At 41.4% G+C, this 19,711-nt stretch carries 15 protein-coding genes; 1 reads left to right on the forward strand and 14 read right to left on the reverse strand.

Annotated features, from left to right (window positions below):
- Positions 1 to 4: 4 nt before the first annotated feature.
- From GM920_RS05150 to GM920_RS05215, 14 genes are all read right to left on the reverse strand, one after another.
- Positions 5 to 1,012 (reverse strand): fasciclin domain-containing protein, encoded by a 1,008-nt coding sequence (locus tag GM920_RS05150; protein WP_235964437.1) that lies wholly within the window; start codon positions 1,010 to 1,012, stop codon positions 5 to 7.
- 3 nt (positions 1,013 to 1,015) lie between these two features.
- Positions 1,016 to 2,350, reverse strand: coding sequence for a fasciclin domain-containing protein (locus GM920_RS05155; RefSeq protein ID WP_182954078.1), 1,335 nt, complete (start codon positions 2,348 to 2,350; stop codon positions 1,016 to 1,018).
- A gap of 6 nt (positions 2,351 to 2,356) precedes the next feature.
- Positions 2,357 to 3,439 carry a fasciclin domain-containing protein gene (locus GM920_RS05160; protein ID WP_182954080.1) on the reverse strand — a complete coding sequence of 361 codons (1,083 nt, stop codon included), beginning with the start codon at positions 3,437 to 3,439 and terminating at the stop codon, positions 2,357 to 2,359.
- A 13-nt stretch (positions 3,440 to 3,452) separates the two neighbouring features.
- The gene (locus tag GM920_RS05165; RefSeq protein WP_235964438.1) at positions 3,453 to 4,673 is read right to left on the reverse strand and encodes a hypothetical protein; all 1,221 of its coding nucleotides are present in this window, start codon (positions 4,671 to 4,673) and stop codon (positions 3,453 to 3,455) included.
- Entirely contained in the window at positions 4,673 to 6,412 is a 1,740-nt protein-coding gene (locus GM920_RS05170) for a DUF4397 domain-containing protein (protein WP_182954082.1), read from the reverse strand. Before GM920_RS05170 ends, GM920_RS05165 begins: the two co-directional genes overlap by 1 nt.
- Positions 6,412 to 9,852 (reverse strand): TonB-dependent receptor, encoded by a 3,441-nt coding sequence (locus GM920_RS05175; protein ID WP_182954085.1) that lies wholly within the window; start codon positions 9,850 to 9,852, stop codon positions 6,412 to 6,414. Before GM920_RS05175 ends, GM920_RS05170 begins: the two co-directional genes overlap by 1 nt.
- Positions 9,853 to 10,134: 282 nt before the next feature.
- Positions 10,135 to 11,214 carry a FecR family protein gene (locus tag GM920_RS05180; protein WP_182954087.1) on the reverse strand — a complete coding sequence of 360 codons (1,080 nt, stop codon included), beginning with the start codon at positions 11,212 to 11,214 and terminating at the stop codon, positions 10,135 to 10,137.
- A 72-nt stretch (positions 11,215 to 11,286) separates the two neighbouring features.
- Positions 11,287 to 11,886 carry an RNA polymerase sigma factor gene (locus tag GM920_RS05185; RefSeq protein WP_182954090.1) on the reverse strand — a complete coding sequence of 200 codons (600 nt, stop codon included), beginning with the start codon at positions 11,884 to 11,886 and terminating at the stop codon, positions 11,287 to 11,289.
- A gap of 108 nt (positions 11,887 to 11,994) precedes the next feature.
- The gene (locus tag GM920_RS23590) at positions 11,995 to 13,410 is read right to left on the reverse strand and encodes a S41 family peptidase (RefSeq protein ID WP_235964439.1); all 1,416 of its coding nucleotides are present in this window, start codon (positions 13,408 to 13,410) and stop codon (positions 11,995 to 11,997) included.
- Between the two features lie 100 nt (positions 13,411 to 13,510).
- Positions 13,511 to 15,181, reverse strand: a complete 1,671-nt coding sequence (locus GM920_RS05195) for a serine hydrolase domain-containing protein (protein WP_182954092.1) — start codon at positions 15,179 to 15,181, stop codon at positions 13,511 to 13,513.
- Between the two features lie 65 nt (positions 15,182 to 15,246).
- On the reverse strand, positions 15,247 to 16,047 hold the full coding sequence (locus tag GM920_RS05200) for a helix-turn-helix transcriptional regulator (protein WP_182954095.1): 801 nt from the start codon (positions 16,045 to 16,047) through the stop codon (positions 15,247 to 15,249).
- 123 nt (positions 16,048 to 16,170) lie between these two features.
- Positions 16,171 to 17,205 carry a TlpA disulfide reductase family protein gene (locus GM920_RS05205; RefSeq protein WP_202986038.1) on the reverse strand — a complete coding sequence of 345 codons (1,035 nt, stop codon included), beginning with the start codon at positions 17,203 to 17,205 and terminating at the stop codon, positions 16,171 to 16,173.
- 40 nt (positions 17,206 to 17,245) lie between these two features.
- The gene (locus tag GM920_RS05210) at positions 17,246 to 18,271 is read right to left on the reverse strand and encodes a TlpA disulfide reductase family protein (RefSeq protein ID WP_182954098.1); all 1,026 of its coding nucleotides are present in this window, start codon (positions 18,269 to 18,271) and stop codon (positions 17,246 to 17,248) included.
- A gap of 192 nt (positions 18,272 to 18,463) precedes the next feature.
- Entirely contained in the window at positions 18,464 to 19,204 is a 741-nt protein-coding gene (locus GM920_RS05215; RefSeq protein WP_182954100.1) for an SDR family NAD(P)-dependent oxidoreductase, read from the reverse strand.
- A gap of 96 nt (positions 19,205 to 19,300) precedes the next feature.
- On the opposite strand from GM920_RS05215, the gene GM920_RS05220 reads away from it, so the two are divergent.
- Positions 19,301 to 19,684 (forward strand): winged helix-turn-helix transcriptional regulator, encoded by a 384-nt coding sequence (locus GM920_RS05220; RefSeq protein WP_182954103.1) that lies wholly within the window; start codon positions 19,301 to 19,303, stop codon positions 19,682 to 19,684.
- The last annotated feature ends 27 nt before the right edge of the window (positions 19,685 to 19,711 follow it).

Raw genomic sequence — 19,711 nt, forward strand, 5'->3', positions numbered from 1 at the left:
CCTGTTATTGGGTAATTCGCAAAACGCCATCAATAATATGTAGTACACCATTCCCGGCAAGGATATCTTGCTTAACCAAATTCAGCTCGTTCGTATTGCCAATTCCCCTTAGGGTGATCCCGGTAAAGCTTCCTTCCGCATTATAGTCCGGCACTAAAGTCATCGTAACCGAATTGCCATCCATCATGGCTTGTCTACTCGTATTCGAAGGGCCAGTACTTAAAATATAATCGTAGATAAACCGGCGGTCTTTCACAATATGGTAATTGACCAGGCGCTTCAATATTTCCGGATCGGTATTGTTGATTTGCTCGATACTATTATACCCCATCGTTTGCATTGCGGTATTGTCGGGTGCAAAAATGGTGTAGGGCCCTGCATCGTTGATGGTCTGTAAAACACCGGAAGTCCTTAGCGCCTGTGTAAACAGCGTCACACTAGATTCTGCGGCGATTGCATCCCCAAGTAAATCATGAAGGTAAGGTGTGAGCACCCGGTTAAGCACTTGGATCAGCCCATTTGAAGCGGGGATATTTTGCGAGATCACTCGGGAACCATTGAGGGTAAGTATCGTATCCTGCCCTTTGATCCAATGTGTCGCATACAGTTTTCCTCCTCGGGAACGCAACTCCTGATTAAATAAAAACGGCAACTTATTCAGTTCATAACGACCATCCAAAGTATGGTAATTGGCAATTCGCGAAATCGTGGTTGGATTTGCCGTCATGACCCCTACTGCCCCAGCATATCCCGCATCAGAAAAAGCCGCATCCGAAGGAGCTAAAGTGGTATAAGGACCCGCTCCCTGTTGTAAGGTTTGATCTAATCCACTACGCTTTAAAGCTGCACTAAAAGCCGACAAGTTGAAATTATCAGCAATCACCAGGTTGATTTTATTGTTATCGTAATCTTTCAACGCTGCTTTATCTTTTTTGCATGACGTAGCCAATACCACCATCAGCATCAAAGAAAACAGGCTGTACTTTTTATATAAATTAATTTGCTGTGTCATGTTTTAGTTTAATTTAAATCCTTTAGGAAAAAGCAGTCGATCCACAACATGGATAGGTCCGTTGAGTGTGTTTATATCCGTCTCTGTCACCACAGCTGCCGGATACTCGGAACCTTTTACCTTCATCTGGATGCTGTTATTTGCTGATGAAAATTCCAAGGGCATTTTATAGGCAAAATTTGAGGGTGGATTTCCACCTACATTAACCATGTAACCGTTCAACCCAGCTTGGAGCACATTGCCATAAAACACCGTCGTATTGGCATAGGCTTTATCACCACCACTCGTCATTGGCTGGAACATCCTTCCCCAGTCGCGGTGAAAGTTGTAAACCGTATCCATGGGATATCCACCTACTCCTGAGAACGAGGAGTCATCAAAATGGATCGTACCTGCACTACGTTCATTAAACCTCATTATATCGGCTACCGTTTGAAATCCAGCTTTCTTAAAAGCCTCATCCGTAGGTGCAAACAGTGTAGATATCGTAATATTTGGACCTATATATCCTGAATAAGTCGGCGCATTGATGCCCCATCCAACGGTATAAAGCTTTCGGTTGCTGATATAAGGTAACACCTCTTCCGGCTCAGGCCTATAACCGAAAAGCGGCTCCATATCATTGATCATGGCCTCTATATAACTTTCATCGGCGAGGCGCTGAGATTCTAAAAACATCGTAAATCTGCCATCCTCAGTTAAAGCTTCTAAAATGGTTTTGCTTGGCTTTTCTATGGCCTTTTCCAAGATATACAGTCCGCCGTTAACCGCTGGAACATAGTTCAGCTTACCTGAGTTCTTGCCATTGATCAGTATTGACTCTCCTTTTATCCCTACATAGTTTTTATAGAAATAGAGATCGTACTGATTTACGCCTGTTCCGGTATTTTCAAAGTAAGGAAGGTAAAGCCCTGGTCGTTGCAACAAGGTCTTCACCACAAAATTGTCGGTTCGCTGTTTCAATTCTGTCTGCGTAACCAGTCCAATCGTGGTATAAAACATCATTAGGCTATCCAATTCTGCTACAGGCATCTGAGCGATTGCGCTGGCGGTTAAACCCGCAGCTTGCATCGCCGCATCATTGGGGGCGAAAACCGTATATACCAATTTGCTGCTCCTGGCTTTCAGGATTGTCTTGATATTACTTTTTTGCCAGGCGTTGTAGTAAAGTTTTGCCGGAGATGCGGCTAGTAATTCTTCTACAGTTTGTGTGGCTTCAGGTTGAAAAGGAACCTGGCTTCCTTCCGGATCAGGCAAAAATTCGCTTTTGGTACAAGCCGCTAAAAGAAATAGACTTGACCATAGCACCGCAGACCTTAAAATTCTCATATTCATCATGATATCTTATTTTTTTAGCGCTTGTTCTGGTGTTACCATTCCATCCATTAAATGATGTACAAGCCCATTGCTACATAAATTGTCATTTTTTGCGACGATGTCGCCAGTTGCTGATTTTATAGGACTATCCGCAGGTCCGTTACCTGGACGCAGGACCAAACCAAAACCGAGCTTAAAACTGGGATATATTTTTCCGCCTCCGAAAGTCATGTAATAGCCACTGTTCTTTAGAAAATAATTAAAGGAGCTATTCGAATTGATCCTGGCGAATACCTGAGTATCGGACACAAAGAAGTGTCTGTCGTATAAGAGGTAAACCCCAAAAAGGACATCTCCCTGGTATTTACTGGCATCCATTTCATTTAAAGAAGCCGAAGTGATCCCTACATTTTTAAGGGCTTCGTTATTGGGCGCAAAAATGGTAAACTCCGATTTTCCAGCCAGCTGATCCCATAAGTTAAACTTCTTCAAACCGCTTACAAACACACTGTATTCCGGCTGTCCGGCCAGCCAGCTTTGTACCGTTTTATTGAAATTAGGTTTCATTACATTGTCCAATACCTGCAGGCTGCCATTGGCCAGCACCACATCTTGTCGGATCACCTCAGATCCGGAAAAATACAGTTCATTTTCAGCGCCTCCATTTGGGTTGGTAGATGCCCTGGAAACATATAATTCCGCATCGGATAAAGTAGCATAACGTACATCGATCCCGTTATTAGGAATGTCACTTACCATTAATCTACGTGGTAATACATGGTATCCGATTACCTTTTTCAGGCTATCCTGGTTCATTTTATCAAAATCTGAAGGGTTATAAACCCCCATCCTATTGAATGCCTCATCGGTAGGTGCCAATATGGTAAAGGGGCCTGTTCCATTGAGCTGATCTACATAGCCCACCTTTTTGATGGCTGCATAAAACAAGCGCATTTCATAATTATTCTTCACAAAATCAGCTGCCGGACGGATGTTCTCGTTAGGTACAGCAATCGTTAAATCCTCATGCTTACAGGCAACCAGACCTAAGATTTGCATTCCTATGGCCAGTATCATCAGCGTTTTACTCCTATATCTTATTTTTTCCATGAAAATCATATTCTTAATAAATTGGCGGTGCATATTTCCTTTGAATGGTGGTTAAATAAACCTTACCATTTACAACCTCAATGGTGTTTACGGTAGCGAATGTGGCTGGATTGTTTTTACCAGAGTGGATATTGACCAATACATTAGGCAGTATCGCTGCGTTATCATTGCTCGCCATCCTGATTTTACCGTTTTGCAGGCAATTCACAGAAACCCAGTTACCTCCATTATCAGTAGAGCCACCAAAGTATGGATTGGTTGTAATATCCATCCCCGGTACAAAAAAGTCGAAGCGCTGCCAGATGTTTGTGGTGATGCCATTGGATGATTTACTGGCCCAGATCGGGAAGCTGGAATAGGGATTAACCGCCGGGCTTTCGGTATTTAGCTTCACATTGGCGAAGTATTTCCCTTTAAAACCAGGTATTGTAGGCCCTTGCTTACTCAATAGATTCTGATCTTCAAAAAGGGAAAGATAAATGTTCATATCATCTTTCATTCCCCCCTGAAAACTTGCCAGCAAGAAATTGTCTTCCTTAAGCGACTTGTCGGCTTCCCAATAACCTTTTGCGCTCATATTATAGAAATTCACATAGGTTAATGAGTCAGACAATGGTAGTTTATGGAAGATCTCCTGACGCAGTAAAACACCTGTTTTTTTGGTCACAAAATCTTTCTGCAGCAGATGCAAGGTATAGACCTCCTTATTGGTTAAATTGATGGTGGTATCGATGAGGATATCCTTTTTAAGCTGGCTTTCCAATTGAAAGAAGGGTACGGTATTTTTAGGGCGGTATGCGAACATGATCCGTACTTTCCCCGATGGCACCTGTGCCCAGCTGCTCAAATCAAAACCATTCAGGATCGAACCTACCAATACATTTTCTTTTCCAGGATACTCCGGGTTATTTACGGAAGTACTGTTTCCGATATGCGATGGATATGGCGGAGCATAGGCGTCCCGCTGATCTAGAAAATCACCGACAATTTCTGCACTTACCGGCATGCCGCTGGCATCTACAACCGGGTTAATGAACATACAGAAAAACGGCACTTTATTGTCCTTGCTACCCAGGGTTTGGACATAGTTAAGGTTGTTGAATACGCGCAGGTAAGCGGGCTCTTTAATTTTACTGTACTCTACCTTTACACAACCAGAAGTCAGCAGTAGAAAGTTACAAGCTACAAGCCAGACAAATGAGGTATTCATTTGAAATAATCTATTCTTTTTCATTATTTGTTATGTTTGATCATGATCATTTTTGCTTTCATGTTGGCTGCAGTTCCCGTACCCGATTGCCCAATTAAGCTAACCGTGTAAATTCCCGGCTCATGTACGGGTAAAGCTCTCCCCGGGCGTAGATACAGGTCCTTATTGGCGATAAAATCACTGCTTTTGAGCACCGCTATATCGCTTGCCCAAACGCCAGGAACGACATTAGGTTTAGAACGGTAAGCCATCACTTCGTAGGAGCTTTCCTCATAATTACTGCGCACATACGGACGTTCAAACAATGGCATTCCCGGTTGAAGGTTGACACCGGCATTGGGGTTATCATCGCCACTGGCAATAGACTGACCATTATCCAGCGTAAACGTGAGGTATGGGTTGCCGGTGGACAGGTTCAAAAACCTTTTAAAGAAGAAATAGCGGTATTGATTTCTGGCATAGGTCGCATCTTCTTGTGCCGGGCCACCGGTATAAGTTGCCCCGCTCAAATCGTTGGCTACCAGGATTAATTTCGCCGCACCTGCAGCATCCGGGTATAACCAGGCGGTATAATTTTGTGCAGGGCGAAGTACTTGTGATCCGCTGGCAATGACCTTTCCAGAACCATCCAGAGCTTCCACAGTATGTGTGCCCTGAATAAAATTACTATAGGCACCGGATGCGCCAAACCCAAGATCTGTTGCAATGGTTTTGCCATCTACTTTAAAACTTACAGCTCCTGTATTCCAGGCGTTCGCAGCTTGAACCCTGAAATAGGTATTGTTCACCGCAGCGGTATTGTCATTGAGGATCTGAAAGGAATTCTGATAGGTATCAGCAGTCTCCGAATTCTCGTTAATCAGGTAGTTAAAACGCTGTGGTGCGATTAGAATCGTATAGATACCACCGGGTTGATAGGTTTGAATTGGCGCATAAGTTAAAGCGGTAGAATTCATGATATCCTTTGGAATTGTAGAGGTTGGCGGATCCAGCAAAGTATATTGATTCAATTCCGTACCAAGTGCCGGCATTTGTCGGCCATCCTGCATGAGCACCTTAAACTGATAAGTACCATAAGGAACCTCTATATATTCAGAAGTTTGTTTGCTGGAGCTGATGTTATTGGTTTGGGAATTCACCAAAGTACCATCGGCATAAGCCAAGGAGACACTACCTGTTAAATCTTCCTGGCTACCACTGCTATTGAAGGCAGGATTTTTAATTTTTCCGGAAAGATTTACGATTCTTATTTTAAAATGGTCGGGTTTTGATGGTGCCGAGACACCACGTTTTACGGCAACAACATCTGGCTGTCCTTCCATCCCAAAAGTTGGCATCAGGAAGTAATCCGTCGGATTGTTGTCATCATTTTTGATCTCAATATTGATGTCATTGCCTAATGTAGACTGATAAGACCTGGTCATGAAATCCAGCTTTACAATTTCCTGTGCATTGAAAAGGTTTTGTGGAATATACCAGGTTTTAGTCAGGTATCCATTTATAGGAAAATAAGCTGTTCCTGGTAATTTAATCGGAGTTCCAGCAGTTGGTGTTGGCGTTATAAAACTGGTCAGACTATCGCCATTCGCGATGACCTGATTAAAAAGCGCTAGATTGATCACCCTGGCGGTCGAATTGGCACGGTTCTCCGTTAAAACGCGGTTGTCTGCTTCAAAATTAACCTTATCCTTTTTACATGCCTGGAAGATGAGCATGGCAGTCAGGCAAAACAAGGGGAGAAATTTATATTTTATCTGATTCATTATTTGAGAAAATTATAGGTGAAGCCCAGCATAATTTCAGCACCACGGTTAAAGCTTCTGTTGATGTATTCATTGCCGTACCATTTACCACCGGTTTGAGGATTTGCATAAACGGTTTTGATATCCGGATTCAGGATGTTTTTGGCATAGCCTTTAAACTTGACATTTTTGGTAATCCGCTGACTGAATACAAAATCCAACACCGGAACTGGTTGCGTGTACAAGTCAGGTTCTCCGGTAAGGTTAATTTGTACCAATCGCTCTCCTACCATGTTAAAAGTTAGGGTTAAATCTGTCCCTGATTTTGGGTTTTCATAATTCAACCAGGCGTTGATCGAGTAAGGTGCTTGCTCAAAAAGCGGAGAATTTTTAGGTGTATACCGATCTAATGAGCGAATCGCTTCATAACGTTCTGGTGTTTTCTTGATGTCACTTTGTGCGAGCAACAAATTAGAACCGAGGTAGAAATTCTTCAACGGATCGAATAAAGAACCTAAACTTTTCACCAGTTCTAATTCCAATCCCCAGACTCTACCAATATTCGGATCATTCTGAAACTGGATGGTAGGAAACTCAGGATAGGTGGCTGCCAGACCTGCAGTTTGCAGGCTGAATACCTTTACAAGTTGGTTTTCTATGCGTTTACCGAATGCAGAGATCGCGATCACCTCTCCTTTGTCCGGGAACCATTCCCACCTGAAATCCAGGTTTTGTGTAGATTGGTTTTTCAGGTTCGGATTGCCGACTACCAATCCCATCTGGAAGGCATCGAATTCAAAAACATTGGTAATTTCTCTTAATTCTGGTCTGGCTAAAGTGGTATTGAAAGCCGTACGGAAATTCATGTTATCATTTAAAGTGTAGGTGGCATTAACAGAATAAAAAGGTTTGTATCCTGTTTTATATACTGAATTCGGATTGATCGGATTTAGCGGAATCCGGCCACCATTTACACCCCCTGCAGTTAAAGAAGGATCTAAAAACACACCTGCAGTATCTACTTTAGACCCGATATTGGTCATTTCGAAACGTAGCCCACCAGCGATACGGAGCTTTTCTGTGATTTTCAAATCCAGCATTCCGTAGAAGGCATTCGTTTCAAAATAGCCGGTATAGTTATTTGGTGATTTCTGGGTGTTGTATAGAAAACCACCTACAGGCAACATCCCTTCGCCTTGATTGGCAGCAGGCAATTGCACACCAATCACCTGATTGCTGACCAGTCGGTTCAGATTGCCTTCTACACCATACAGTGGTACCGCTTTATAAGTGGTGAAGTTTGATCCGGGTAGGAACAACTGATTTTCGGCAAAAGTCCGGTCTCTGAACAGGTAATTTATGCCCGTTTTGAATTGCTGGATTTGTCCGAATAGTTTAAAAGGAATATTCAGGTCGGCTTTATAGTTGTAATTTTTCTCATCCAGGTTACGCCATCTACGTCCGTTTGGTTCCGCTTGCATGATGCCATAAGGACCAAATCCATTCACATAACCTGAAGTTAAGGCATAGAGATGTTTAGTATAGGTAAGGTCGCCAGCAGTATTTCCAGCGCCAATACCTGGCTTGTTATACCAGCCACCGCCCCTTGGCATATAATCTACCAAACTCGCAAAGCGGAAATCGGGATCATTTTGTTTGGATCTGGAACTGGCTACATTATAACTTAAACGCGGCGACAATTCCGTATCAAAAAATTTATGCTCGCCTTGTAAATTGAAAGTATTCAGGTTACGGAAGGTTTGTTTCAAGGAATAAGTAGTGGTATTTACTTCTCCTGGCAAGCCGGTATATTCATAACGACCGTAGAGGTTTGTGGCCTTACTTTCGCCTCCCCAGCTGCCTAGATATTGCATACTGATCTCATTACGGCTGTTGAAACGGTAAGTTAAACCCGCTAAAGTCCCGTAGTTGAGTGTTTCTATACCTGTATTTTCTTTATAGGTCTGGTATTTACCCATATACAGACTATTTGGGGTAATGTAGTTTGGAATATTCCTTGGACTGTAGATGTCCGGGTTACCGGTCACCACACCTTGATAAATGCTGTATTGAGTAAGATCGCCGCCGCTGATATCGGTGATGCGGCGATAGTAGTTCCCCCCTAAGATTACGCCCAGTTTATGTTTTTTAAACAGGTCGTAGCTATTTCCATAAGTTGCGGAATACAACTGATTTAAAGGTGCCTTTTTATATTGGGTGGTCAAGACCGGATCAAAAGACTGCATGATTTTATTGACCCGATTTACTTCCTGATAGGCTGTCGGACTGTAATTGCTATTCGCGATCATGTTTTGTATGGAACCTAATCCATCGGGATATTGCTTGGCCAGATTCTTAAAATCCGCGCTTAGATTCTTGTTGTTGATTTTACTTCCAAAAGTCCCCATATCACTGTTCCAGAAACTATTGTATTGACCACCTAAACCAACATTGGAATTAAAACCACTTTGCGCCATGATTTCAAAAGTCTCTTTCTCCGGTACGGATTTGGTTTTTAACTCCACGATACCAGCTGCGGCATCAGCAGGCTTATCTGGTGTTACGGTTTTATAAATGGTGATGTTATCCAGTAAGGATGCGGGTACCAAATCCAATGGGATGGTACTCCGATCCGGATCTGAAGAGGCTAAGCGAACACCGTTCAGCTGCCCGATGACACTCCTGTCTCCCAATCCGCGGATGGCTACATATTTATCATCGGTTACAGTTACCCCAGAAACCCGCTGTAAAGCTTGTGTGGTCGTGATGCTTCCTGTACGTTCAATCAATTGAGAGGAAATCGCATCTTGAATGGTGGAAGATTTTCTCCTTTCATCTAATACGGCCACTTCTGTATTTGTTTTCCTTCTGGCTTGTACCGTGACCTCGTTCAAGGCTTTACTGGATGCCGTCATGGCTACACTCAGGTTCATGCTATTTTTATCAACTTTAACCGTTTTAGTATTATAGCCCATATAGCTGAATACCAAAAGGCCCTCCGCTTCATTGAGCATGATGCTGAAATTACCGTTCATATCGGTTGTAGTCCCTCCAGCCTGTCCTTTTAGCTGAATGGATACACCGGGTAAACTTTCTTTATTTGCCGCATCAATTACCTGCCCCGTCATGCGTTGCCGAACCGGGATAGCTTCTATGACCAGATATTTGGCTACCACTTTATATCTTAAACCCGTATTGGAAAGCACCTTATTGATGGCTTCAGCAACGGTAATGGCAGTTGCGTTTAGGTTTACCTTTTTATCACTGAGGTCTAATACTTTCTGTGGAAGCAGAAACTTAACACCTGTTCTGGCTTCGATGTGAAGCAGACTTTCTTTAACCCCCATCGCTGTTAATTTCAGATCCAGCTTTTGACTAAGATCCTGACCGGTGACGGTGCTGGCGTACAGCATTCCAACCATGGTCAGTTTGGTAAATAACAGGACAAATGAACATCTCATCAGCAAATAAATTATTCTTAAAAATCTGGAACCACCGGGTTCCTCCAAAAGTGAAGGATTAGCTATTGATCCTTTTTGCATATATTTGAATGTTATACGTGTTAAAATGCCCTTTGGGCAACAATATGTTAATGAGCCGGTTTCCGGCTGTTCTTTCCCCGTGTCTAGGTGTCTTCGAAAACAATGCAGACACGATGGAATTCTTAAGCGTTCCCTTTAGCCCTGCAAGGCCATTGGGAACGTTTTTTTTCTGAGTAATTAATCGATCATAACCGCCTTTCCTTATTTTATGGTGATGTTTTTGCCTTTTATATTGTATTGGAATTGTGCCCCGGCACTTAAAGCACGAAGGGTTTGATTCAATGGGATATTGTCCTGAAGCGTCACCGTGACTACCTCCTTCGCCTTTTCTTCGTTTTTAAACCTGAACTGAACATCATATGCCCGTTCTAGCTGTGCGGCGATTTCCCCAATCGTTTGATCTTTGAACACCAGGGTTGAATTTTTCCAGCCCTCGATTTCTTTAATCGCGACCTGGCCGGTGAGTGTACTGGCATCTGATGTTTTTAGCGTGACCTGTTGTCCGGGGCTTAGGATAGCCAGTTGCTCTTTGGGATATCCCGGTTTGATGCGATCCACTCTGACTTTACCGGTTGCTACCTGTACTTTAAATGGCCTGCCTTTAATGGCATTCACTTTAAAGGAAGTTCCCAATACTTGTGTACGAATATTTTCTGTCTGTATCAGGAAAGGCTGATTTGGATTAGTTGCAACCTCAAAAAATGCTTCTCCTTCCAGGGAGATGTTTCTTTGGGCGCCAGTAAACTGTTCCGGGTATTTTAAGGTACTTGCCGCACCCATATAAACTACCGTACCATCAGTCAGGGTTATTTTTGCGCGTTGTCCTCTTACTGTGCTAAATTCTTTCATCGATATTTTAGCGGTAAGCGTTGCCGGCTGAACCTGCTTTCCCCTATAATTATTGAAAGTATAAATGCCTATCCCCAAAATGATGGTGCTAAGTATAGCCGCATATTTAAAAAGATCGTTTCTTTTGAAAAATCCTGGTATTATTTTAGGCTGTGTAGTCTGAACGAGGCTCGGTTTTATTTCCTCCGGCTGTACCGCATTGGCTTTACGTTGTTCAAACTTAGACTGCCAATTGCGGAGTTGCTCGTCCAGCTCGACAGGTTGGTTTGTTTCACGTTCCCATTCTGCAGCTGATTCCTCCGCCATCAGCTCATTCAAAATCTCCCAGGTACCTGGCCTCAATAAATAACTGCGAACCAGTTGCAGTTCCGAGGGGGTACAAGTATTGTTTAAATATTTTTTTAGTAGTGCTTTATCTGTGGCTTGCTGCATATGCGATATCCTTCAATAGGAATAGCGCAAAAAAACACGGGTAGGGTGAACGCGTTTGAAAAAATAATTGAATTAATTTATAAACCAGCAAAAGACTGCAATCGTAGCGGTTACATCGAGGTACTCATGTAAACTTTTACGCAGGTGGTTTAAAGAGAAAGCCATGTGACTTTTAACGGTGTTGGCGGATAAATTAAGCTGATTTGCGATTTGTGGATAGGTCATCTCCTCTTCCCTACTCATTTGATATACTTTTCGTCGCTGTGGACTCAGTTCATTCAACATTTCCTGAAAGCAGGCCTCAATTTCAGCATAGCTTTGGTTGTGATCGGCATGTCTGGAATCGGGCATGGTTTCCTCATGGTACAATTCCAATGGTTGGGTGGCTAAAGTCTTTTTCCGGAAGAAGCTGATCACGCTGTTGCGGATCGCCCGAAACAAATAGGCTTTAAGGTTTCCGTCCGGACAGAAATCTATGGCTCTTTTTTCCCAGACCCACATCATCAGGTCCATCACCAATTCTTCGGCAACTTCGGTATCGCGTACATATTTCAGCGACAGGGAATAGAGCGGTTTAAAGTAACGTTGAAAAATAAGGTCAAAAGCTTTATCGGTACCATTCCGACAATTTGTCAATAGCTCCTGGTCTGATAATTCACTTAATTCCTTCATAGTCTGCCTGAATTTAACAGTGGTAAACCTAGCAGGAAGAAATAAGCTTATAGTTAATGTGGGGTTATGTGATTGTTAAGGGGGAGAATAAATTCTCCCCCGATTAGATTAATTATCTTCCAAATACTTCAGGGCATAATCGGTCCAATCTGTAACTGTTTCATCCAGATAGGTATCCGGCTGAACACCAATATTGTCAATAGGATATTTTGGGAGTCTTAGGGAACGGTAAGTTGGTAATAAGAGTTGATAGTTTGGACATCCGAATTTAAAAAACCGCGCAGATGCATAGTCCAGCACCCCGAAAGACGGGGTACCCAATATTTTCACTTTCTTACTTTGTTTTCCGATTAACAGGAGATTTTCTGCGGCACTTCCGACTCGTTCATTGGAGAGGATTACAATTTGTTTCGGGCTATGTGCCGCTAATTGTATGGTATCTATCTCGACCGATTTCCCGGAGGTATTCACAAACTTCCCAAGGTTCTCTTTAAACAGTTTAACATTTCTATTGATCCTTTCTATTTCAGGTTTATTTTTCTCTACATCTTGGAGGCCATTTTTGTAGGTTTCCAATCCATCTATTAAGGTTTGGGTAGCCAGATATTCTACACCCATGCTTCTCACAGGATTAGTTAATATGAAAGGCAAGAGCTTAGCATAGGCATCGTCAGTACCACCTCCATTACCCCGTAAATCGATGATGAGGTACTCCGTTTGTCCAAGCAGCTCTTTATTTTTTTCTATCAGTTGTTCAATGCGGTTTACATATCCGTAACTGAAATTTGAAAGTCTGATTAACGTCGTTTTAGGACTGAGCTTCTTGACATAAAACCCTTCAATTTCATCTATTTTCTCTGCAATCTGGCTGGCATTCAAAACTGGATGGGCTTGCTGGCGGACAAATACAGATTTGAGCTCATTAAAAAAGAGGATGCCACCTTCATGGAAACTATACGTTCCTTGTTGCAGGCTTTTGTCTAGCATCAAGTATTCAAAATGATTTTTTCCAGCCAGCTTAAACTTGATATCTTTTGGTTTCCAAACCTTCGAATCCGCCTGCATGATAAATCCTGTATATTCGTTGGAGGCAGTCTTGATGATTCCAATAGTATAGCCTTCTGTTTTCCAGACTCCTTCTAATTGATCCTGCGTTTTACTGATTCTCTTTTCGAAATCTTTAATATTGATCTCCAAGGCCTTTTTACTAAATCCTGGTCCTTGTCCTAATGCTTTTTTTTGTGCCGGGAGAATCCAGATATGACTATCCTTGAAAAACTTAGTGTACCGCTCCAAAACGTTCAGGCAAAGGGAATCACTGAGGCTTTTAGACTCCAACAGCAAACTTCTTTTTAAGCTATGATAAAGGAGCGTATCTTTTGTTTTCTCTGCAAATCCGGGGTACTCCGTTTCTATTTTACCGATCAATTTAGTCAGGCTCTCTTCACAATTACATTGGTCTTGTGCAAAAGATGCCTTCGCACTGATCATCATCATTAACAATACAAGCAGTTTCATTTTCATAATTTCTTTGAATTACAAATTAAGCCCAACAGAATGGCTTAAAATTGTAAAAAACGTGCAGGTACTTTTAATAATTCGTTGTTTTCTGCATTTAGTCTTACTATTTTATTACAGCAGGTAAGATGTACTCCTGCATGATTTTATCTACCTGAGGGTGCGCGTAAGGCGTGCCATAAGCTGTAGCGGTGATTACCACCACCAAAGGTTGGTCTTTAAAAACAAAGATCTTATTTCCTCCATTACCTGAGCAATAAAAAGTCTCATATTCCTTGCCTTTAACCTGGTACTTTTTATTCCAAAATAAGTAACTATAAAATTCTTCTGGTCTTCCAGGGATTTCGATTTGCTTGGTCAACGTCTTATCAACCCAGGTTTTAGAAAGTACTTGTTTCCCATTCCAAAGGCCATCATTTTTATACAGCTGACCATATTTGGCAAAATCAAGTGCATTCATACGAATTCCACCGGCAGTGTTGGCCACCTTTTGAGGCGTATACTGCCACTCGTAGCGGCTAATATTTAAAGGTTTGAAAAGCTTAGCATCGGCATAGCTTTCCAGGCTTACCGGAACCAACTTATCCAATAAACTACCCATTAACATCGCGCCACAGGTAAAATAATGCCATTGTCCTTTGTACTTCAAGGTATCCATAGGAAGATCAAGCGTGAATTTCAGCCAATCTGCAGTTGGGTACATATTTTCTTCATTACCAGGAGAATCTCCGTCATCATCATTTCCATCAAAATCCGAACTCATGGTTAATAGTTCTTTAAGCGTTGTATTTGCTTTTTTAGCAGAATAATGCTCATAAGATTTAAGGTCATAAAACTCACCCAGGCTTTGGTTTTCAGATTTAAGAAATCCATCATTTATGGCGATTCCAGTCATAGTGGAAGCAAAGGATTTACCAACGGAGCGGACATCATGAAGACTATCACGAGTTGCTTTATTAAAGTACTCTTCTATGAGTATTTTTCCATTCTTAATCACCACCACGCTGGTGATGTGTCTGAATGCATCGGCTTCAATATTGGCTTTTAAAGTCTTGATTTTATCCCGATCGAAAGACTCATTGGATACTTTTAAGCCAGCATAAGGTTTTACCGGGCTCAGACTTACTTTATTCAAATCTACGACGATCTTCTTATTTACGGTTAAATTTAAGCTTCCGGCAGCGATTACATTTCCGATGGTTAAAGTCCCGGAATTAATATAGGGTCTAAGCTCGATTTTCAAGGTATGGTTGCCTTCAGTTAGCGCTTTATCTCCCCCATTGTACATAAACCGGTTCCAGGCAGACTGACTCCAGTATTGGCCTTCATGTGCATTATCTATTAATGGTTTGCTCCAAACAGTCAGGGTATTTTGCTGCTCGGGACTAGGTGCCCCAGGCATGAGGTTTGTTTGGTAAATCAGTTTGTGATCTACATAGTAAGAAAATTGATAGTTACCCGACTTTACCAGCGCTTCCGAATCCAATTTGGGGGCAAGCTGTTGCAAATAACCCGTCATCGTGTTGCCTAAAAACACGGTCAGGAACAGGTCGCTTTTGTTGGTCATCCGGTACTGCTGCAAGGGCTTAGCCTCTGCCAGTTGACTTACCTTAACAGGTTTATCTGTAAAGACAATTTTTCCAATGTTTGATTTGTGGACAGGATCAGTGATTACAGGGGATTTTTTATCCATTGCAACTTGCGCATTTACTGCGCAGCAAAAGAACAACATGGCGCAGGTCATTAAAGCCGTTGGTCGTAAAGGGAATAGGTTCATCGTTTTTTCTTTCAAAAGTAGTTAGGATCTGGTTTCAAAAATAGAATGGGATTAACATGTTGATGTTAAAATAAAAGCTTCCTATAGGCCAGTGGTGTGATTTTATGTAATGATTTAAAGGATCGAATGAAATGGCTCTGATCAGCAAAACCACAATCTAAAGCAATAGAGGTTAGCGAGGTACTTCCCTTGGCAATCATGGCAAGCGATCGCTGAACCCTGATGGTTCGAATGTACATGCCAATATTACAACCGAAGTATTTCTGGAAATCCCGGGATAGATGTACTGGATGGATATCCAGCTGTTTCGACAGTTTATGCAGGGACCATTCATAAGATAAATCGTCATGAAGCACCGACCGTATCTTTGGTACCCAGTCTGGGATTTTTCTAGATAGCTGATCTTCATTTTTACCTGCCTTACTGAATAGCTCTATAAGTAAGGAATCTATAGCTAAGGAACCATTGTTTTGTTTGCTTTCTTTGAAGATATTATACATCAAAGCCTTTAGTTGTGGATTGTAAAGGTTGGTGCTGCCTTGTAAATTACCAATCTCCAGCTCAAAATCGAGAAACCATTCTGGTTTAAGTTCAACATGAAAGCCTCTGGTAAATCCTTTAGGTTTAATATTGTAATGGGGCTCTTGCCAATGATGAAATAATAAGGTTCCAGCCGGACAATGGTAGATTTCTTTTTTATTCCCTTCGACTACCATACCATCAATGAGGAACGTAAAATAAGCATTCTCATGATAATGCCAGTCCACCTTTTCCTGAGTATATTCTGTGTCAGTCAGTGTAAGACTCCCTAGGGTTTGGATTTCATTTGTATGCCCATAAAATTGGCCGGTCTTCAGGATTTTCATTGACTAAATGTATCCAAAATAATCTAATAATTAAGCGAATAATCGACAATACGATCTTACCTTCTTCAGAAAGAATGGGATATGGAAAGGAGTATTATAGATTTTATAGATTCAGATTTCAGGTTAATGAATTAGCTTCGACAACTCTGTTGGAAAGGTCTCCCCCCTTAGATTTTTTGCGATGATCTTCCCATCTGGATCGATCAAAAAATTACAGGGAATGGAACGAACCTTATAACGCTTCGCGATTTGATTTTTCCAACCTTTTAGATCAGAAATATGTTTCCAGCTGCCAAGCCCATCTTTTTTAATGGCCGCTATCCAAGGTTCCCGCTTGTCATCTAATGAAACACTTATTACTTCAAGGTTTTTGTGACTGTTCTTTTTTATTGCATCAACCAGATTAGGGTTTTCTTTTCTACAAGGTCCACACCAGGAAGCCCAAAAGTCTATCAGTACATACTTACCTCTAAATTGCGAAAGAGAGATTTCGGCCCCCGCAGTATCCAATTGACTAAAATCCGGGGCGGTTTTACCTACATACAACGCTATAATGGATTTTAGTTCCTTTCCATAGGAATTTGCTTTTAGGGAATCAGGGATTAGATTATATAACCTTAAAGCTTCCTCATCTGAAATATATTTAAGCAATGATTCCTTTAAAAGGAAAGTATTCAATGGGGAATTAAGATGACCCTCGATCCAGGAGGTCAGGGATTTATGGATCTGCTCTGGGGTAAATTTACGTGTGTTATATATTGGTACAATTGAATCGTGATATTCTTTATCAATATCATTACCAGTTAAATGGTATTTTTTTAATAGTGTATCCAGGAAAACAATCTCTGTTTTCTTTGGCAATAATAGAAACCTTGCAAAACGGTTTTTAACACTATCATCTTTAATTACGATAAGATACAGTTCCAATTCCTTTACAGGAATAGAAAATGAAAATTTCCCTTCCTTAACTATACTCTCCACATAATTTTTTGGATTTGGCAAATCTGAGCCATAAGTATACATCGGATTAATGCACAATACCCTACCATTGAAAACCTTATCGATACTTCCGTTAATCGTTAGTGTATCTTGTGCTTTTGCCATCAAAGACAATGCAACCAGTGCAAAAATCAAACATTCTTTAAGAAAGAAACGCATATCGAATAAGTTAAATGGACAAGGTGATAATTAGGATTTGTTAATTAATCAGCTTAGATAATTCTGTGAGAAAATTTTTCCCCCTTAGATTTTTTGCAATGATTTTCCCATCCGGATCTATCAGGAAATTGCGGGGAATTGGGCTAATCCTATAAATCTTAGACAATTCATTTTCACGACCTTTTAAATCAGAAACATGCTTCCACATCCCTATCCCATCTTTTTTAATTGCCGCTAACCAAGGCTCCCGCTTGTCATCAAAGGAAACACTAATGATTTCAATTTTTTTGTTGCCATATTTTTTCATCGCTTCTACCAAATGGGGGTTCTCCGCTCTGCAGGGGGTACACCAGGAAGCCCAAAAATCAATTAACACATATTTCCCTCTGAACTGAGAAAGTGAAACTTTATTCCCGGCAGTATCTACTTGAGTAAAATCAGGTGCAGTTTTTCCTACGTACAGATTATCCATTATGAATTTTAATTCCTTTCCATAAGAATTTGTGGTCAGCGAATCAGGGATTAAATTATATAACCTCAAAATCTCCTTATCGGAAACTTCCTCGACCAGACCATATAAAACATAAGTATTCAGAGGCGAATTGGGGTGTGCCTCAAGCCAAGAAGTGACAAGCTTATTGATCTCATAAGGCGCATACTTTTTTCCATCCTTTAAAGGTACAATTGAATCCCAATATTCTTTATGAATATCATTACCCTTCACCTGATATGTTGATAGGGTATCTTGGAAGATGATCTCCGTTTTTTTTGGCAATAAAAGGAAGGTGTTACCAACATTAGGACCTCTATCTCCTTTAAACTTGATCTTATAACGCTCCAACGTCTTTACAGGGACAGAAAATGAGAATTTCCCTTCCTTAATGACACTTTCCTCGCTAAACTCGGGTGAGTCTGATCGGTAAGGATAAATCGGCTCAAGACAAAGCGTCCTACCGTCAAAAACTTTATCAATACTCCCGTTAATGGTTAGTGTATCTTGTGCTTTTGCCATAAAAGACAATGCAACCAGTGTGAAAATTAAACCTCTTTTAATAAACAATAGCATATCACGAATGTTAAATAAACGAACGTTACATCAAATTAAAGTAAATGAATTACCCTAATATAGCAGATATTTAATTTAAAATACACCATGTTATTTTTTATTTTTCTAAAATATAAACTGGCTTTCGCTGAGTAGATCTTGAAAACTACCCACCGAAAGCCAGTTTATACGGAATCACCCAAATTTTAATAACTAGGCATTTAAACCCCCATCAATCGTAATGGCGGTACCTGTAATGTACTTTCCTTCTGTACTCGCCAGAAAAGCAACCAGGCCTGCAACATCGTCGCCTGTTCCATATTCGGAAAGTGCCATCCTGCTCCTCAAAAAATCCGCTAAATCCGAATCTGAGGGATTCATATCGGTATTAATCGGACCTGGCTGTACCAGATTTACGGTGATCCCTTTAGCGCCCAGATCTCTGGCTAAACCACGGGTAAAACCTGCAAGCGCAGCTTTACTCATGGTGTACAATGTGGTTTGTGGACTAACGGAATTTTCTGCCATATTACTTCCAATCGTAATCACTCTCCCATGGTTTGACATATGTGGTACTACAGCAAGTGATGCTACGTAAACTGCACGGACATTAATGGCCATAATCTCTTCGTAATCCTCCAGGGTATGTGATTTGAATTCCTTGCCAATATAGATTCCGGCATTGTTCACCAGGATGTCAATCGGCCCTAATTCAGCAATGGTTTGCTGAATGGCAGCGGTTAAAGCTTTTGGATCGATACTGTCTGCCTGGACCGCCTGTGCTTGTCCGCCATTGACATTAATTTCAGCGGCCACAGCTTCGGCTTTCGCTTTGGATTTCGAATAAGTGAATACGACATGCGCACCTTCTGCAGCTAATCTTTTGCTGATGGCTGCTCCCATTCCACGGCTTCCACCTGTGACAAATGCAATCTTATTTTCTAAACGTTTCATGATGTTTTTTTTATTGTTTTCTGCTCAAAAGTAGACAGTTATCATTATTTTCGTGGGTAAACACTAAATTGTCAGGTACTAACAAAAAGGTAAGAAATGAGAAAGGAATCATCTACGAATGCTTTTAATGAAAAGCAGATCAACGACAGTTGCGGTATGGCTTATTCGTTATCCGTATTGGGAGGTAGGTGGAAGCCTGCGATACTCTGTAGGCTAATGCACCAAACGATGCGTTATAGTGATTTAAAAAACTCCATAGACCAAATTTCTGAAAGGATGCTGGTTTCCCAATTGCGGGAGCTGGAAGCCGATCTGGTTGTAAAGAGAACGGTATACCCTGTGGTACCACCAAGAGTGGAATACGAACTTACCGAGCTTGGTTTAAGTATGAGGCCCATGCTGAAGGCGATGTCTGACTGGGGCAATATGCACCGCAGCAAGGTGAATCCGGAAGCCGATGTTGTGGTGTCTGAATTTTAATTATTGAACCGCTAAACGATCATGACC

It is taken from the genome of Pedobacter gandavensis (genome assembly GCF_014172405.1).
Taxonomy (GTDB): Bacteria; Bacteroidota; Bacteroidia; order Sphingobacteriales; family Sphingobacteriaceae; genus Pedobacter; species Pedobacter gandavensis.

What these genes read in the sequence shown, in the direction of transcription:
- GM920_RS05150 (WP_235964437.1), bottom strand. Translation starts at nt 1,012, where the DNA reads ATGACACAGCAAATTAATTTATATAAAAAGTACAGCCTGTTTTCTTTG.
- GM920_RS05155 (WP_182954078.1), bottom strand. Translation starts at nt 2,350, where the DNA reads ATGATGAATATGAGAATTTTAAGGTCTGCGGTGCTATGGTCAAGTCTA.
- GM920_RS05160 (WP_182954080.1), bottom strand. Translation starts at nt 3,439, where the DNA reads ATGGAAAAAATAAGATATAGGAGTAAAACGCTGATGATACTGGCCATA.
- GM920_RS05165 (WP_235964438.1), bottom strand. Translation starts at nt 4,673, where the DNA reads ATGAAAAAGAATAGATTATTTCAAATGAATACCTCATTTGTCTGGCTT.
- GM920_RS05170 (WP_182954082.1), bottom strand. Translation starts at nt 6,412, where the DNA reads ATGAATCAGATAAAATATAAATTTCTCCCCTTGTTTTGCCTGACTGCC.
- GM920_RS05175 (WP_182954085.1), bottom strand. Translation starts at nt 9,852, where the DNA reads ATGAGATGTTCATTTGTCCTGTTATTTACCAAACTGACCATGGTTGGA.
- GM920_RS05180 (WP_182954087.1), bottom strand. Translation starts at nt 11,214, where the DNA reads ATGCAGCAAGCCACAGATAAAGCACTACTAAAAAAATATTTAAACAAT.
- GM920_RS05185 (WP_182954090.1), bottom strand. Translation starts at nt 11,886, where the DNA reads ATGAAGGAATTAAGTGAATTATCAGACCAGGAGCTATTGACAAATTGT.
- GM920_RS23590 (WP_235964439.1), bottom strand. Translation starts at nt 13,410, where the DNA reads ATGAAAATGAAACTGCTTGTATTGTTAATGATGATGATCAGTGCGAAG.
- GM920_RS05195 (WP_182954092.1), bottom strand. Translation starts at nt 15,181, where the DNA reads ATGAACCTATTCCCTTTACGACCAACGGCTTTAATGACCTGCGCCATG.
- GM920_RS05200 (WP_182954095.1), bottom strand. Translation starts at nt 16,047, where the DNA reads ATGAAAATCCTGAAGACCGGCCAATTTTATGGGCATACAAATGAAATC.
- GM920_RS05205 (WP_202986038.1), bottom strand. Translation starts at nt 17,205, where the DNA reads ATGCGTTTCTTTCTTAAAGAATGTTTGATTTTTGCACTGGTTGCATTG.
- GM920_RS05210 (WP_182954098.1), bottom strand. Translation starts at nt 18,271, where the DNA reads ATGCTATTGTTTATTAAAAGAGGTTTAATTTTCACACTGGTTGCATTG.
- GM920_RS05215 (WP_182954100.1), bottom strand. Translation starts at nt 19,204, where the DNA reads ATGAAACGTTTAGAAAATAAGATTGCATTTGTCACAGGTGGAAGCCGT.
- GM920_RS05220 (WP_182954103.1), top strand. Translation starts at nt 19,301, where the DNA reads ATGAGAAAGGAATCATCTACGAATGCTTTTAATGAAAAGCAGATCAAC.